Here is a 16,035-nt window from a genome sequence, read left to right on the forward strand (position 1 = left end):
GATGAAGGAACAGGGCTTCCTGATCCCCCATGTCGACAAGGACGGCGGCGAGCATGACGCCGAGCCGCGCACGATCCAGACCCCCTTCGGCGACCGCGGCGGCGTGGTGATCGAGCCCTGGCTGACCGACCAATGGTATGTCGACGCCGAAACCCTCGCGCAGCCGCCGATGGCCGCGGTGCGCGACGGGCGCATCAATATCGTGCCCAAGACGTGGGAAAAGACCTTCTTCAACTGGATGGAGAATATCCAGCCTTGGTGCGTGTCGCGCCAGCTCTGGTGGGGTCACCGGATTCCGGCTTGGTACGCTGACGATGGTCGCATCTTCGTCGCCGAGACCGAAGAGGAAGCGCAGGCCGAAGCCGGCGCAGGTGTCGCGCTCACCCGCGACGAAGACGTCCTTGATACCTGGTTCTCCTCAGCACTCTGGCCCTTCGCCACGCTCGGCTGGCCCGAAGACACCGACCTCGTCAAACGCCACTACCCCAACGACGTCCTCATCTCCGGCTTCGACATCCTTTTCTTCTGGGATGCCCGCATGGCGATGCAGGGGATGGAGTTCATGGGCGACGTCCCATGGAAGACACTCTATCTCCACGGCCTCGTCCGCGCGCCCGACGGGCAGAAGATGTCGAAGTCGAAGGGCAATGTCGTCGATCCGCTCGGCCTGATCGACCAGTACGGCGCCGATGCGCTGCGCTTCTTCATGGCGGCGATGGAAAGCCAAGGCCGCGACATCAAGATGGATGACGCACGCCTCGCGGGCTATCGCAACTTCGCGACCAAGCTGTGGAACGCCGCACGCTTCTGCGAAGCCAACGGCATTTCGGCCTCGACCAGTCTCGAGGCGCCCGCCGCGACCCTGCCGGTCAACCGCTGGATCATCGGCGAGGTCGCCGACACCGTCGCGGCGATGGACCGGGCGCTCGCCGCCTATCGCTTCGACGAGGCCGCGAACGCGATCTACAGCTTCGCCTGGGACCGCTTCTGCGACTGGTATCTCGAATTGATCAAGGGCGCGATCGACGAGGAGACCAAGGCCGTCGCAGGCTGGGTGCTCGACCAGATCCTCGTCATGCTCCACCCCTTCATGCCCTTCATCACCGAAGAGCTTTGGACGGGGCTTGGCGACCGCGCCGACTATCCGCTGATCACAGCCAAATGGCCTGCACCCGACGTCGCACGCGATGCCGAGGCGAGCGCCGACATCGACTGGCTGATCAAGCTCGTCGGCGAACTACGCACCGCTAAGGCCGAACTCGGCCTCCCGCCGGGCGCCCGCCTCACCGCGCACTTCCCGCCGTCGCTCAGGACCCGCACCGACAAGCTCGCGGCGCAGCTCGACCGCCTCGCGCGGCTCGAAGCCGTCAGCTTCGACCCCGCGCCCGCAGGCGCCTCGGCACAACTCGTCGTCGAAGGCGAGACAATCACCGTCCCGCTCGAAGGCGTGATCGACATCGCCGCCGAACGCGACCGCCTGACCAAGGCGCTCGCCGCCGCAGCGAAGGAACGCGACGGCCTCGCTGGCCGCCTGAACAATCCGTCCTTCGTCGAGCGTGCCAAGCCCGAAGCGGTCGAAAAGGCGCGCGCCGACCATGCCGCGAAGGACGCCGAGGCCGATCGCCTGACCGCCGCGCTGGCCCGCTTGGGGTGAGCGACGGCGAGGCACCCGTCACGCCGACGCCGGTTGCGGCCGCCGCCGACCCGGCGGCCAATCCCGTTCCGCCGCGCCAGACCGCACGCGGCGGCGGGCGGATCGACCTGACGACGGGGCCGATCGCCAAGACGCTGATTCTCTTCGCGCTGCCGACGCTGGCGTCGAATATTCTCCAAACGCTGTCGGGTTCGGTCAACGCCATCTGGGTCGGCCAGTTCCTCGGCGAAAGCGCACTCGCCGCGACCGCCAACGCCAACATCATCATGTTCTTGATGTTCGGCGCCTTCTTCGGCTTCGGCATGGCGGCGACGGTGCTCATCGGCCAGTCGATGGGCCGCGGCGACGTCGACGCCGCGCGCCGGGCGACCGGCGGCGTCATCGGCCTCGCGCTGATCTTCTCGATGGTCATCGCGATCGTCGGCTGGTTCGCGTCCGATCAGATACTGCACTGGCTGAAAACCCCGCCCGAGGCCTTTGCGCTCGCCCACGACTATCTGCGCGTGACCTTCCTCGCCGTGCCCGCCTCGATGCTGTCGGTGACGCTGATGATGGCCTCGCGCGGCGCCGGCGACGCGGTGACGCCGCTGCGCTTCATGATCCTCGCCGTGGTGCTCGACATCGCCTTCAACCCGATCCTCATCCTCGGCCTCGGCCCCTTCCCGCGCCTCGGCATCGCGGGCAGCGCGTTGGCAACCGCCGTTGCCGGCACGATCGCGCTGATCGGCATGATCGGGTGGTTCTATGCGAAGAACCATGTCCTGCGCCTGCGCGGACACGAGCTGTCCTACCTGCTCCCCAAATGGAGCGAACTGCGTTTCATCATCGGCCGGGGCCTGCCGATGGGCGCGCAGATGCTCGTCATCTCGGGCGCGGGGCTGGTCATGGTCGGCCTCGTCAACCGCGAGGGTCTTGTCACCGCCGCCGCCTATGGCGCGACGCTGCAGCTGTGGAACTATATCCAGATGCCCGCGCTCGCGGTCGGCGCCGCGGTCAGCTCGATGGCGGCGCAGAATATCGGCGCCGGGCGCTGGGATCGCGTGTCGTCGGTGACCAACAGCGGGATCGCGATCAATCTCGCGATGACCGGGGTGCTGATTGTCCTGCTACTGCTCTTCGACCGCGCCGCGCTCGCGCTCTTTCTGGGCGGCGGCAGCGACGCGATCGAAGTCGCGCGCAATATCCAATATATCGCGACCTGGACCTTCCTGCCCTTCGGCACGACGATCGTCCTCATCAGCACGCTGCGCGCCAACGGATCGGTGGTGCCGCCGCTGATCATCCTGTTCCTGTCGATGTTCCCGATCCGCCTCGGCATCTATTATTTCGGCTACCCGCTGATCGGCAGCGAGATATTGTGGTGGAGCTTCCCGCTGTCCTCGATTGCCTCGCTGGCGATGGCATGGGCGGTGTACCGGCGCGGCGGCTGGCGCGGCGCGATGACAGCGCCAGCGGCGGCCGGTTGAGCCGGGCCGCGCTTTCGACCAACCTCCCCCCGCCTTCGACTGGCGGTCAGGTGACGACTCGCGCTATTGGGTGGGCTGCGATAGGAGGGCGCCAATGAACATGTCCGACCGCAAACTGGCCCAGAGCGATCGCCGCGCCAGATTCCTCGCCGCCGCACCTGACTGGCGCGCGTCCGACGCCCGCGTCAATCCGCGCGTCGCCATCGGTTCGATCATCGCGATGTGGATGCTCTATTTCCTCATCACCACCGGCCTCGCGATGCTCACCGGGGCGCCCGACCAATGGGAATTCGTCGGCCGCCGGGCGATCGTCGTTGTCGCCGGAATCCTTTGCACCTTCGTGCTCTATCAGCTGCTCCAGCGCGTCCAGCCGCAGAGCTTCGGAGCACGGCTCGCCGCGGCGCTGGGCACGGCGATTCCGCTGGTCGTTCTCTATGCCACGATCAATCTGCTCGTCTTTTACTATTGGTTTCCTGGGCCCGACACGAAAACGATCATCGCCGAGGTGCAGGAAAAATATCCGGTCGCCTGGGAAACGGTGCTCGTTCTCGACAGCTCGATCCGCTGGTATTTCTTCTTCGCCGTCTGGGCCGCGCTCTATGTCGCCTTCGGTTATGCCAACGAGATGCGCGCGGTCGAGCGCCGTGCGAACAACTATCGGCTCGAAGCGCAGACCGCGCAGCTTCGCGCGCTGCATTATCAGGTCAACCCGCACTTCCTGTTCAACACGCTCAATTCGCTGTCGACGCTGGTGATGCGCGGATCAAAGACCGAGGCCGAAACGATGATCATCAACCTGTCGGCCTTCCTGCGATCGAGCCTCGCGATCGACCCCGAACAGCTCGTCAGTCTCGATGAGGAAATTGCGCTCCAGCGGCTCTATCTCGACATCGAACAGACGCGCTTTCCCAACCGGCTGCAGGTCGAAGTCACGATGCCCAAAGAGCTTGAGCATGCGTGCGTGCCGGTGCTGATCCTGCAGCCGATCATCGAAAATGCGATCAAATATGGCGTCGCGCCGAGCAAGGGCACGATCGCGGTCCGGCTGACCGCCAGCGCTGAATATGGCCTGCTGGTGCTGCGGATCGAAAATGACATCGACGCCAACGCGCCCGTTCCCGAAGCGGGAACCGGCCTTGGTCTCGGCAACGTCCGCGAGCGGCTGATGACCCGCTATGGCCCGACTGCCGGGTGCGAATGGGGCGCCTCGGACAGCGGCGGCTTTGCCGTCTCGCTCTGGCTTCCGCTCGCACAGCAGGGGTGCTGATCCGATGATCCAGACGCTCCGCACCCTGATCGTCGACGACGAACCGCTTGCCATCGAGCGGCTCCAGATCCTCGCTGGCCAGCAAGAGGGTGTGTCGCTCGTCGGCACCGCGACCGACGGCGCATCGGCGCTGCGCCTTGTCGATGCGCTCGCGCCCGACCTCGTGCTGTGCGATATTGCGATGCCGGGGCTCAACGGGCTCGACGTCGCGGCCGCGATCGACGGGCTCGACAATCCCCCGGCGGTGATCTTCGTGACCGCCTTCGACCAATATGCCGTCGCCGCCTTCGATGTCGCGGCGGTCGATTACCTGCTCAAGCCGGTGTCGCCCGACCGACTGGGCCGCGCGCTGTCGCGGGTGCGCGAATGGCGCGCCGCCGATCGTGGGCGCTCGCCCAAGAGCAAGTGGATCGGCGAATTCTGGGTCCAGAACCGCGGCGAGATGCTGCGCATCGACGCCGGCCAGGTCGACCTGATCGAGGCCGAACGCGACTATATGCGGCTCCACGTCGGTGCCCGCAGCTGGCTGATCCACCAGACGATCAAATCGCTGGAAGCACGCATGGACCCCGACCAGTTCATGCGCATCCATCGGTCGAAGATGGTGCGCCGCGACGGCATCGCCGGGCTCAAGCATCATGGCGACGGCGCGTGGAGCGTCGACCTGGGCGAAGGCGGCGTCCACCGCATCGGCCGCACCTATCTGCACGACGTCAAGGCGATCATGCAGGGCTAAAAAAAAAGGCGGCCATGCCGCAGCATGACCGCCTTCGTTCCGGCCGATGGCCCTGGGACATCGTCAGGGCGCGGCGACGATCACCGGGCCGCGGTCGGCGAGCGCCGTCCCATTGCCGTTGAACAGGCCCGCCAGCTTCACCTCGGCATCGCGCATGGCGACCTTCTTGCAAGTGTTGGCTTTGGCCTTCGCTTTCAGATCGCGAACGTCGCGCATGCCGCAGACCTCCATCACCGCCATGCGGACGCGCGTCGTCAGCCGCTCGCGACCCAAGGTGCTTGAAAGGTTGAGATCGTCGTAGCGGACGACGACCGACTGTTTTTCCTGCGCCGCGGCAGGCAAGGAAAGACCGGTGATCGCAAGCGGTGCGGCCAGCAGGATCGGGATGAGTTTCGCCATGGGGGAGTCCTCTCTTTGGGGGATGCAGGACACGAAGACCCGGACCGGGGAAGGCCGAGGCCTCCGCATCCCGCATTCGAAGGAATAGGCAATTTTCGGGTGCTTGGCCGTCGCGGTTCGACCGGATGGAACAAGCCGTCGATTGCCAGACAAAGGGCGTTCATCCATCGACGAATGGTCGAAAGCGGGCTGCGGTCGGCGATGCAACCCGATCGGACAGCACAGCGTTGCTTGTCCGATGACAGACAAGGGGACACGAACAAAAGTCTTGGGATGGCTCGGGGTCGTCGGTTTCGGCGCGATCGGCGGAATAGTGCTGGGCGACCTGGCGATCGGCGACGCGAGCGAGCGAGCCGACGGGGCGAGCAGCTATGCCGAATTTACCGGCAATCCCGATGCGACGCGCGTCGAAAGCCTGCCGATCGAACCCTGCTATGGCTGCGCGGACAGCTATGGCGTCTCGATGCGTCTGAAATCGGCGCGAGAAGACCGAATGGACGGCGAATTTCGCGAACTCGGCGCAGTAGCGATCGACTATGGTTCGGAGCCCGCCGACGATTATCGCTACGGCGGCCGTTTCGACGATCCCGATGCGGCGCGCCCGATAACGATGCAATCGCCGGTGCCCGTCCCGGCGGTGCAGCCGACGGCAACGGAAACCGGCGCGAGCGAAGATGCAAAGCTCACTGTTCCGGCCACCGTACCGCCGACTGCAGAAGATTTACCGGCCGGGTCCGAAGACGCCCAATAATAAAAGCCGGCAATTTCCGGCGGCTTACGCTTTCCAGATCAGGGCTGCGGGGGCGTTGCGGGCTTGGCGCAGCGCGTCGTATCGCCTGCCTTGCACGCCGCCACGGCGGCTTCCCATTCTATGCGCTCTTCGGCCGACAGCGCCGCGATGCGCGCCTTTTCCGCTTCATAGGCGGCGGTTTCCTCGGCAAATACGGCCTGCGAATTCGCTTCCTGCTGCGCAGCGGCGGCAAGCTGCTGCTCATAGGCCGCCTGTTCCGCCTCCCCGCGCGCGCGCTGTTCGGCGTTGAGTCGCGCGGTGTTCGCGCGTTCCTCGGTCGTCGTGCCGTCGGGCAGCGGCTCGAAGGCGGCGACCTGCGTCCCGGCGAGCAGCGCGAGGGCGCCGGCGGCGGCAAAAATCATCCTGGTCATCGATGCTCTCCTTGCGAGGAATATATGTTCGTCCAAACGCGCGTCCGCGCAAGGCGTTCCGATGGCGTTTGACCGGCGGCGGCGGTCACGTCATGCTGACCCCCCATCCCTTTTCAAGCGGAACCCGCCATTGTCCGCCGCACCGCCGCGCCGCATCAACCGCCCCGTCTTCTTCATTCCGCTGGTCGTGCTGGCCGCCGCGGTGGGCTTCAGCCTGTGGCAGCGGGCGGCCTTCCTCGAGGCCGAGGTCGCGATCAACGATTGGGTGCTGCTCTATCTCGGCCCCGTCTTCGCCATCGCCGGGGTCGGCTTTCTTGGGCTGCTCGGCGCGGTCGCGCTGTCGCCGCTCGGCAAGGTCATCATTGGCGGTCCCGATGCGAAACCGCTGCTGGGTCGCTGGCGCTGGTTCGCGGTCATGCTGTGCACCACCATCGCCACCGGCATCCTGTTCTGGGGCGCAGCCGAACCCTTGTTCCATCTCAACGCCCCGCCGCCGATGCTCGGGCTCGAACCCGGCAGCGACGCCGCTGCGGCCTTCGCCATGTCGACGATGTTCCTCCATTGGACACTCACGCCCTATGGCATCTACACCGTCGCCGCGCTCGCCTTCGCCCTCGTCTATTATAATCGCGGCGAGCCGTTCAGCCTGTCGTCGCTGTTCGTTCCGCTGATCGGCCGGCGCGCGCACGGCCCGGTCGGATCGGGCATCGACATCATCTGCCTCTATGCGCTGGTCGCCGGCATGGCGGCCTCGATGGGCGCCGGCATCCTGGCGCTCGCGGGCGGGATCGAGGGGCTCGGCGGTTTCGCGGGCGGCGGCGGGCTGCGCTGGGGCATCATGGTCGCGATCGTCGCCAGTTTCCTCATCTCGGCAGCAACGGGCTTGCAGAAGGGCATCGCCGGGCTATCGGTTCTCAACACCTGGATCTTCTTCGCGATCATTGCGTTCGTCCTGATCGCGGGGCCGACGGGCAGGATGCTCGGTCTGTCGCTGAGCGGCGGCGCCGATTATGTCGGAACCTTTCTGCCCCGCAATCTTGGCCTCGACGTCGATCGCGACTGGCATCGGCAATGGACGATCTTCAACTGGGCCAACTGGTTCGCCTGGGCGCCGGTGACCGCGCTGTTCCTCGGCCGCCTCGCGGTCGGCTACAGCGTCCGCGCCTTCATCCTGTTCAACCTGATCCTGCCTGCGCTGTTCGGGGCGGTGTGGATGACTGCGATCGCGGGTGCGACGATCATTCTCGACCAGCAGAGCGGCGCCAGCCTCTATGCGATATTGTCGAGCCAGGGCCCCGACCCTGTGTTGTTCCGCCTGTTCGACGCGCTCGGCGGCGGGTCGGTGGTGACCGCGATCGTGCTCTTCGCGATCTTCCTCTCCTATGTGGCGGGCGCCGATGCCAATGTGTCGGCGATGAGCGCGCTGTCGACGCACGGCATCACCCCCGAACGCCCCGAAGCTGCGCTGTGGATGCAGAGCATCTGGGGCGTCACCGTTGGCCTCGTCGCGATGGTTCTTGTCGCTGCGGCCGGGCTCGACGGCATCCGCATGATGTCGGTGCTCGGCGGGTTCCCGGCGCTGTTCGTCATTGTCGGCGCGGCCCTGTCGCTCGCGGTGATGGCGATCGGCGCGGCAAGGCCGCGTAGGCCGGGCTAGACCTTGGGCGGCGGCGCGGGCGTTGGCGGCGCGGGCGTCGGCGGTGCGGGCGTCGAAGCTCCGGGCGCGGAGGCTGTCGGTGGCGGCGTCGGCATGCAGACGCGCGGCAGGTCGATCGTCGACAGCCAGACCAGCGCCATGCCCGCGACGAAGAGGAAGAACCAGACCGGCGCCTTGGCAAGGCTGTCGATCAAGGCGATCACCGCCTTCAGGAAATCGGGTGACGGCGCGACACCGAAATTCGCGGGCGGATTGCCGCCCGCTGCCACCTTGATCGCGCGGAATCGCGCATAGGTTTCGACCAGCGCCGACAAGACCGCCAGGCCGATCGCCAGGATGAACGCCCATTTCGCCAGATCGGTCAACGTCCCGAAATACGCGAGCGTCGATTTCATATAGACGCCGCAATAGGCAATGATCTCCGCCTGCTGACCGTTGGTCATAACCATGCCCCCGCTATGGCCGATCCACATGCCCGGCCCTCCACCTCCAGGTGGGGGCAGTCTAAAATCGGTGCGACGGACGTATAGGATCGATGCGCCAAAAGGACGCGCGCCGAAATCGCGACGGTGCACAATCGGCGTCCCCGGACCGGCGGAACGCGGTCCGGGGGCGAGACTTTACCAGATCTTCGTGCGGTCTTCGGGCTTCAGATAATATTTGGCGCCCGCGCCAACCCCGAACGCGGTGTACCAGGCATCGACGTTGCGGACGGGCCCGATGATCCGCCAGCGCGCCGGGCTGTGCGGGTCGCTCGCCACCTGCTGCTTGATCGAATCCTCGCGCGCCTTGTCACGCCAGGCCTGGGCAAAGGCGAGGAAGAAGCGCTGGTCGCCGGTCAGCCCGTCGATCACCGGCGCTTCCTTGCCGCCGAGTGAGCGGTGGTAGGCGTCGTACGCGACCTCCAGCCCCGCGAGGTCCGCGATATTCTCGCCCATCGTCAGGTCGGGATTGATGAACGCGCCCGGCGCCGCCTCATAGGTCGCATATTGCGCCCCGAACGCCTTGGCCGCCGCGTCGAAGCGCGCCGCGTCCTCGGGCGTCCACCAGTCGCGCACCGCGCCATTGGCATCGATCTTGCGCCCCTGATCGTCGAAACCATGGACGATTTCATGCCCGATCACCGCGCCGATCGCGCCATAGTTGACCGCATCGTCGACGCTTTCGCTGAAATAGGGCGCCTGCAGGATGCCCGCCGGGAACACGATCTTGTTTTCCAGCCCGCCGTTATAGGCATTGACCTCCTGCGGGTTCATCGACCATTTCTTGCGGTCGACCGGCTTGTTCAGGTCCGACAGGCCATAGGCATATTCGAACTGGCCGCTACGCTTCACATTGCCGTAAAGGTCCGCAGGGTCGATCTTCAGCCCCGAATAGTCGCGCCATTTGTCGGGGTAACCGACCATGACGTCCATCCGTTCGAGCTTGGCCAGCGCCGCCTGTTTCGTCGCCGGCGCCATCCAGCTGTTGGCGCGGATGCGGTCGCCCATCGCCAGCTTCAGATTGCCGACCAAAGTCTCCATCTTCGCCTTGGCGCTCGCGGGGAAATAGTCGCGCGAATAGGTTTCGCCGACCAGTTCGCCGAGGCTGCCATCGACCAAAGTCAGGCCGCGTTTCCAGCGCGGGCGAAGCTCGCTGACGCCGCTCAGCACCTTGGTATAGTCGAAGCGGCTGTCGACGAACGCCTTCGACAGATAGGGCGCCGCCTGATCGGCAACATGGAATTGCTCCCACAGCTTCAGCGTGTCGAGCGGGGTTTTCGCGTAAAGCGCGGCGATGTCGCGGATCGCGGTCGTTTCGTTGACGATGATGCGTTTCTGCGACGCGATCCCCGCGCCCGCGAACCACGCGTCCCAATCGAGTCCCGGGGCATAGGCCGCGAGTTCGGTCGACGACATCGGGTTGTTGATCTTGCCTATGTCGCGGCGATCGGCGATCTTCCAGCTGACTTTCGCAATCTCGGTCTCGAACGCCATGATCGCGTCGGCTGCGGCTTCGGGGTTCTTCGCCCCCGTCATCCCCAGCGTGCGGACGATATAGGCGCGATAGGCGGCGCGTTCCTTCTGGAACTGGTCGTCGAGATAATATTCGCGCTCGGGCAGGCCCAGCCCGCCCTGCCCCAGCCACAGCACATTCATCGTCGGATCGTCGGTGTCGGCATAGGGGCCGCCGCCGACGATCGTCATGCCGAACGCCCCCTGCGACGCGCCCATGAAGCGCGCCAGCTCGCTCTTGTCCTTGATCGCGGCGACTGCGGTGAGATCGGCCATCAGCGGCTTGGCCCCCAGCGCCTCGACCTTCGCTTCGTCGGTGAAACTCTTGTACAGTCCGCCAACCTGGCTGGTCGCGGGCGCCCCGGTCACCAGTTGGCGCAGCTGGCGCTGGGTGAGATTATAGACGTCATAATCGACCCCCGCCGATCCCTGATCGGCCGGGATGACCGTCTTGGCGAACCAGGTGCCGTTGGCGAAACGATCGAAATCGTCGCCCGGCTTCACGCTCGTGTCGCGCGCGCCAAGGTCGACGCCCCAGCTGCCGAAGGTCAGTGCCTTCAGCGACGCGTCGTCGGTCGCGGGCGCATCATCGTCCGCCTTCGCCATGATCGACGCGGTCGGCGCCGCGTCTTTCGCCAACACCGGCACGGCGGCCAGCGCCGCCGCAATCGCGAGGCCAGCGGCCCCTGCAAAATATGTCTTCATTCCCCAGCTCCTTTCGTGCGCCAACCCAACCCCGGCGGGAGGCGAACATGCCATGTTTGTCCGCCCGGCATCGAAACGGGTCAAGCATGGGCCGGGGCATTGGTCGAAGCCATTGGGGAGTTGGTGGAAAGTTGGCGCGCGACGCGGCGTTGCGGTGCGCTTTCCGCTTCCCTATTTAGGGAAGGATCACGCGCAAACGCCCTTGCGCGGCAAGAACAAATCTGGAACACACCCCTCCCATGAGTCTCACCCACATCTCCGTGCGCGGCGCGCGCGAGCATAATCTGAAGGGCGTGAACGTCGACCTGCCGCGCGACGCGCTCGTCGTCATCACCGGCCTGTCAGGCAGCGGCAAGTCGAGCCTTGCGTTCGACACCATCTATGCCGAGGGGCAACGGCGCTATGTGGAGTCGCTCTCCGCCTACGCGCGCCAGTTCCTCGAAATGATGCAGAAGCCCGATGTCGAGCATATCGACGGGCTGTCACCGGCGATCAGCATCGAGCAGAAGACGACGTCGCGCAACCCGCGCTCGACCGTCGCGACGGTCACCGAAATCTACGACTATATGCGCCTGCTGTGGGCGCGCGTCGGCATTCCCTATTCGCCCGCCACCGGCGAGCCGATCAGCGCGCAGACGGTCAGCCAGATGGTCGACCGCGTGATGGAACTGCCCGAGGGCACACGCGCCTATCTGCTCGCCCCCGTCGTGCGCGGCCGCAAGGGCGAGTATAAGAAGGAACTCGCGCAGTGGCAGAAGGACGGCTTCACCCGCGTCCGCATCGACGGCGAGTTCCACGAGATCGGCGAGGCGCCCGCGCTCGACAAGAAATACAAGCATGACATCGAGGTCGTCGTCGATCGCATCGCGGTGCGCGAAGGCCTCGGCACGCGGCTCGCCGACAGTTTCGAGACCGCGCTCAAGCTCGCCGAAGGGCTCGCTTATGTCGACCTCGCCGACGGCCCCGTCCCGGGGCGCGAGGAGGAAGATACCGGCGGGGCGATGAAGGGCGCGGGCATCCCCGCGAACCGGCTGATCTTCTCCGAAAAATTCGCCTGCCCCGTCTCGGGCTTCACGATCGCCGAGATCGAACCGCGGCTGTTCAGCTTCAACGCGCCGCAGGGCGCCTGCCCCGCGTGCGACGGCCTCGGCGAGCGGCAGGAGTTCGACCCCGACCTCGTCGTGCCCAACCATGCGCTGAGCCTGAAGAAGGGCGCGGTGGTGCCGTGGGCGAAGTCGAACCCGCCCTCGCCTTACTATATGCAGGTGCTCGAAAGCCTCGGCAAAGCTTATGGTTTCGACCTGACGACGCCCTGGCAGGACCTGCCCGGCGAGGTGCAACTCGTCATCCTCTATGGCACCGGCGGCAAGCCGGTCGAGCTGACCTTCAAGGACGGCAAACGCAGCTATACGACGCACAAGGCCTTCGAGGGCGTCATCGGCAACCTCAACCGCCGCATGCTCCAGACCGAGAGCGCGTGGATGCGCGAGGAGTTGTCGAAATATCAGACGCCGCAGCCGTGTGAGACGTGCCACGGCGCGCGGCTGCGCCCCGAACCGCTCGCGGTGAAGATCGCGGGCGAGAATATCAGCCTGTCGGCGCAACGCTCGGTGGCGGATGCACTCGAATGGTTCGGCACGCTCGACGCGAAGCTCAACGACACGCAGCGCCAGATCGCCAAGGCTATCCTGAAAGAGATCAACGAGCGGCTCGGCTTCCTCAACAATGTCGGGCTCGATTACCTCAACCTCAACCGCACCAGCGGCACGCTCAGCGGCGGCGAGAGCCAGCGCATCCGCCTCGCCTCGCAGATCGGCTCGGGCCTCTCGGGGGTGCTCTACGTCCTCGACGAACCGAGCATCGGCCTCCACCAGCGCGACAACGACCGGCTGCTCGCGACGCTCAAGCGCCTGCGCGACCTCGGCAACACGGTGATCGTCGTCGAGCATGACGAGGATGCGATCCGCCACGCCGACTATGTCGTCGACATGGGCCCCGGCGCGGGCCTCCACGGCGGCGAAATCGTCGCCGAGGGCACGCTCGAACAGGTGTTGCAGAGCGACAAGAGCCTGACCGCCGCCTATCTCAACGGCACCAAGCGCATCGAAATCCCGAAGCACCGCCGCAAGGGCAATGGCTTCGACCTGGTGCTGAAAGGCGCACGCGCGAACAACCTCGATAACGTCACGGTCAAGATCCCGCTCGGCACCTTCACCTGCGTCACCGGCCTGTCGGGCAGCGGCAAGTCGAGCCTGATCATCGACACGCTCTATGCCAGCGCGGCGCGCGTGCTGAACGGTGCGCGGATGGTCGCGGGGCCGCACGACAGCCTGAAGGGGCTGGAGCATTGCGACAAGGTGATCGACATCGACCAGTCGCCGATCGGCCGCACCCCGCGATCGAACCCCGCGACCTACACCGGCGCCTTCACGATCATCCGCGACTGGTTCGCGGGCCTGCCCGAAAGCCAGGCGCGCGGCTACAAGCCCGGGCGCTTCAGCTTCAACGTCAAGGGCGGGCGCTGCGAGACCTGCACCGGCGACGGCCTCATCAAGATCGAAATGCACTTCCTGCCCGACGTCTATGTGACGTGCGAGACGTGCCACGGCAAACGCTACAACCGCGAAACGCTCGAGGTGAAGTTCAAGGGCCACAGCATCGCCGACGTGCTCGACATGACGGTCGAGGATGCGGCGGAGTTCTTCAAGGCGGTGCCGTCGATCCGCGAGAAGATGGCGATGCTCGTCCGCGTCGGGCTCGGCTATATCAAGGTCGGGCAACAGGCGACGACGCTGTCGGGCGGCGAGGCGCAGCGCGTCAAGCTCGCCAAGGAGCTATCGCGGCGCTCGACCGGGCAGACGCTCTACATCCTCGACGAGCCGACCACCGGGCTGCATTTCGAGGATGTCCGCAAATTGCTCGAAGTGCTCCAGCAACTGGTCGAGCAGGGCAACAGCGTGATCGTGATCGAGCATAATCTCGACGTCATCAAGACCGCCGACCATATCGTCGACATGGGGCCCGAGGGCGGGGTCAAGGGCGGCGAAGTGGTCGCCGAGGGCACCCCCGAACAGGTCGCGAAGAACCCGCGGAGCTATACGGGGCAATATCTGGCGCCGATGCTGAAATAAGCCCCTCCCGCTTGCGGGAGGGGTTTGGGGGAGGGCGTGTCGATCGGCGCTCCCGTTACAAGCCCTCCCCTCGCCCCTCCCACAAGTGGGAGGGGAACAACGTCCCCGCTTGATACACAGCGCGCCACCGCCATTTCTCGCTGGCTTTCCGTTCATCTTCTGGCAAAAGGCTGCGGCACCGCGTCGGCATATCGTCCACGCAGTTCGTGGAGATATCTAAAATGGCTACCGGTACCGTCAAATGGTTCAACAGCACCAAGGGTTACGGCTTCATCACCCCCGACAGCGGCGGCGGCGACGTCTTCGTCCACATCTCGGCGGTCGAACGCTCGGGCCTGGGTGATCTGAAGGACAATCAGAAGATCAGCTACGACGAAGAAACCGACCCGCGCAAGGGCAAGACCAGCGCCGTCAACCTCGTCGCGCTTTAAGAACCAGTTCCCCTCCCGCAGGCGGGAGGGGTTAGGGGTGGGCGCGAGCGAAGCGAGCGTCCGGGACCGAGAAGGCCCACCCCGCTGCGACTAACGAACAAGTTCGTAAGTCTCACTACCCCTCCCGCTTGCGGGAGGGGTTTATGATGCGCCCCACACCGCCGAGAGCGGGTAGAGCGTAATCAGCCAGATCAGGCACCCCACCACCACCCGCCGGTCCTTCGTCGCGATCGCCAGCGCCGCGACGGGGAAGAAGGACCAGGTGACGACCGCGTTGCGCAGGTCGAGCGCGGGCAGTTCGTGGAGCGCCGCGACGGTGACGATCAGCGCGAGATTGCACAGCAGCAGCGCCCCCATCACCTTGCGCCGATGCTTGTCGAAATGGGCGTTGAGGTCGTCCGTCGATTCGGGATCGTCGGGAAAGACCAGCGACGCCGCGACATAATAGAGCGCGGTGACGAGGAAGCCGCCGAACAGCACCGGCCAGTTGATCGGGATCAGGTCACGGACCGCCCAGCCATACATCCAGAAGGTGACGACGTCGCACGACACGAACAGCCCGAGCAGCGCGGTCGGCCAGCCGATGCGCACCTTGTGGCTCGCCTTCAGCGCCCGCGCCAGCCCGCCCAGCCCCTCGGCGAGCGCGAGGCCGAGCAGCAGCCCGAACAGCGAAAAGACGAATTCGAACCCGCTCATATGCCCCCCGATGCGGCGCGCGTGCCGCCCGGAGAAGCTGTGGCAAACAATGACGCGCCGGGCAAGGCGAAGCCCTGCTCTACTCTTTTTCGTCACCCCGGACTTGATCCGGGGTCCCGCTTTTTTCATCGGCGCAGGTCATGGTTCTGCGGTGTCGCCATTGGTTTCGCGCAAAGCCGCGAAGACGCAAAGAAGAAGAAATCTCGCACAAAGCCACAAAGCCACAAAGGGTCTATAAATAGCCGTTCGTGCTGACCTTGTCGGGCCGAAGGCGACCGAAGGTCTCCCACTGTCCTTCTCTTTGACATCGGAGAAAGAAAGAACAGCCCTTCGACAAGCTCAGGGCGAACGGTGTTGAACCATCTTTGTGGCTTCGTGGCTTTGTGCGAGCCCTTGTCCGCCAGCGGCCACGCGCGCCGCCCGACACCGCACACCACCTCTTCCGCGTCTTTGCGTCTTTGCGCGAAACCCTCGCAAAGCCCCCATCGGCGTCCCTGTGACATCCTCCGCGCTGTAAATCCGGATCGCCGACGGAGGCGGCGACAGCGCGCGCATTTCGGCGACGAAGGCGCGCGATGCGGGTACCGCGAAATGAGCGCGCACCGCATCGATGCTCGCCCACGCCTCGACGAACATCGGGCGGCCGGGGTTTTCGATGTCGATAGGGTCGTTATGCGCCAGACACCCCGGCCCTGTCCGTGTCCGTGCCCCCTCGCCACCCCTGACTCGATCGGGCAA

General features: G+C 65.5%; 14 protein-coding genes. 8 read left to right on the forward strand and 6 right to left on the reverse strand.

Features of this window, described 5'->3' with window-relative positions:
* The 4 genes from ACREB7_RS08720 to ACREB7_RS08735 form a co-directional block, all read left to right on the forward strand.
* On the forward strand, positions 1–1,654 hold a 1,654-nt coding region (locus ACREB7_RS08720; RefSeq protein ID WP_431591878.1), incomplete at its 5' end, for a class I tRNA ligase family protein.
* A 101-nt stretch (positions 1,655–1,755) separates the two neighbouring features.
* On the forward strand, positions 1,756–3,120 hold the full coding sequence (locus tag ACREB7_RS08725) for an MATE family efflux transporter (RefSeq protein WP_431591918.1): 1,365 nt from the start codon (positions 1,756–1,758) through the stop codon (positions 3,118–3,120).
* Positions 3,121–3,214: 94 nt separating this feature from the next.
* Positions 3,215–4,387 carry a sensor histidine kinase gene (locus ACREB7_RS08730; protein WP_431591879.1) on the forward strand — a complete coding sequence of 391 codons (1,173 nt, stop codon included), beginning with the start codon at positions 3,215–3,217 and terminating at the stop codon, positions 4,385–4,387.
* A gap of 4 nt (positions 4,388–4,391) precedes the next feature.
* Positions 4,392–5,123, forward strand: a complete 732-nt coding sequence (locus ACREB7_RS08735) for a LytR/AlgR family response regulator transcription factor (RefSeq protein ID WP_431591880.1) — start codon at positions 4,392–4,394, stop codon at positions 5,121–5,123.
* Between the two features lie 63 nt (positions 5,124–5,186).
* Here ACREB7_RS08735 and ACREB7_RS08740 read toward each other — a convergent pair whose 3' ends face one another.
* Complete coding sequence (locus ACREB7_RS08740) at positions 5,187–5,522, reverse strand: UrcA family protein (protein ID WP_431591881.1); 336 nt, start codon at positions 5,520–5,522, stop codon at positions 5,187–5,189.
* 268 nt (positions 5,523–5,790) lie between these two features.
* Here ACREB7_RS08740 and ACREB7_RS08745 point away from each other — a divergent pair, with 268 nt between their 5' ends.
* Positions 5,791–6,273, forward strand: a complete 483-nt coding sequence (locus ACREB7_RS08745; protein WP_431591882.1) for a hypothetical protein — start codon at positions 5,791–5,793, stop codon at positions 6,271–6,273.
* A 38-nt stretch (positions 6,274–6,311) separates the two neighbouring features.
* Here ACREB7_RS08745 and ACREB7_RS08750 read toward each other — a convergent pair whose 3' ends face one another.
* Complete coding sequence (locus tag ACREB7_RS08750) at positions 6,312–6,683, reverse strand: hypothetical protein (RefSeq protein ID WP_431591883.1); 372 nt, start codon at positions 6,681–6,683, stop codon at positions 6,312–6,314.
* Positions 6,684–6,813: 130 nt separating this feature from the next.
* On the opposite strand from ACREB7_RS08750, the gene ACREB7_RS08755 reads away from it, so the two are divergent.
* A complete protein-coding gene (locus ACREB7_RS08755; protein ID WP_431591884.1) occupies positions 6,814–8,340 on the forward strand; it encodes a BCCT family transporter in 1,527 nt (508 codons plus the stop codon).
* On the opposite strand, the gene ACREB7_RS08760 is transcribed toward ACREB7_RS08755, so the two are convergent.
* Together ACREB7_RS08760 and ACREB7_RS08765 are read right to left on the reverse strand one after the other, a co-directional pair.
* Positions 8,337–8,783: a hypothetical protein gene (locus ACREB7_RS08760; protein ID WP_431591885.1), complete on the reverse strand. Its 447-nt coding sequence runs from the start codon at positions 8,781–8,783 to the stop codon at positions 8,337–8,339. The genes ACREB7_RS08755 and ACREB7_RS08760 overlap by 4 nt on opposite strands.
* A gap of 177 nt (positions 8,784–8,960) precedes the next feature.
* Entirely contained in the window at positions 8,961–11,039 is a 2,079-nt protein-coding gene (locus ACREB7_RS08765) for a M13 family metallopeptidase (RefSeq protein WP_431591886.1), read from the reverse strand.
* A 239-nt stretch (positions 11,040–11,278) separates the two neighbouring features.
* Between ACREB7_RS08765 and uvrA the strand changes: the two genes are divergently transcribed.
* A complete protein-coding gene (gene uvrA / locus ACREB7_RS08770) occupies positions 11,279–14,170 on the forward strand; it encodes an excinuclease ABC subunit UvrA (RefSeq protein WP_431591887.1) in 2,892 nt (963 codons plus the stop codon).
* A gap of 221 nt (positions 14,171–14,391) precedes the next feature.
* Positions 14,392–14,601, forward strand: a complete 210-nt coding sequence (locus ACREB7_RS08775) for a cold-shock protein (RefSeq protein ID WP_431591888.1) — start codon at positions 14,392–14,394, stop codon at positions 14,599–14,601.
* A 141-nt stretch (positions 14,602–14,742) separates the two neighbouring features.
* On the opposite strand, the gene ACREB7_RS08780 is transcribed toward ACREB7_RS08775, so the two are convergent.
* Complete coding sequence (locus tag ACREB7_RS08780) at positions 14,743–15,297, reverse strand: hypothetical protein (protein WP_431591889.1); 555 nt, start codon at positions 15,295–15,297, stop codon at positions 14,743–14,745.
* A 339-nt stretch (positions 15,298–15,636) separates the two neighbouring features.
* A complete protein-coding gene (locus tag ACREB7_RS08785; protein WP_431591890.1) occupies positions 15,637–16,035 on the reverse strand; it encodes a putative quinol monooxygenase in 399 nt (132 codons plus the stop codon).

This window comes from Sphingopyxis sp., assembly GCF_050725615.1.
GTDB lineage: Bacteria > Pseudomonadota > Alphaproteobacteria > Sphingomonadales > Sphingomonadaceae > Sphingopyxis.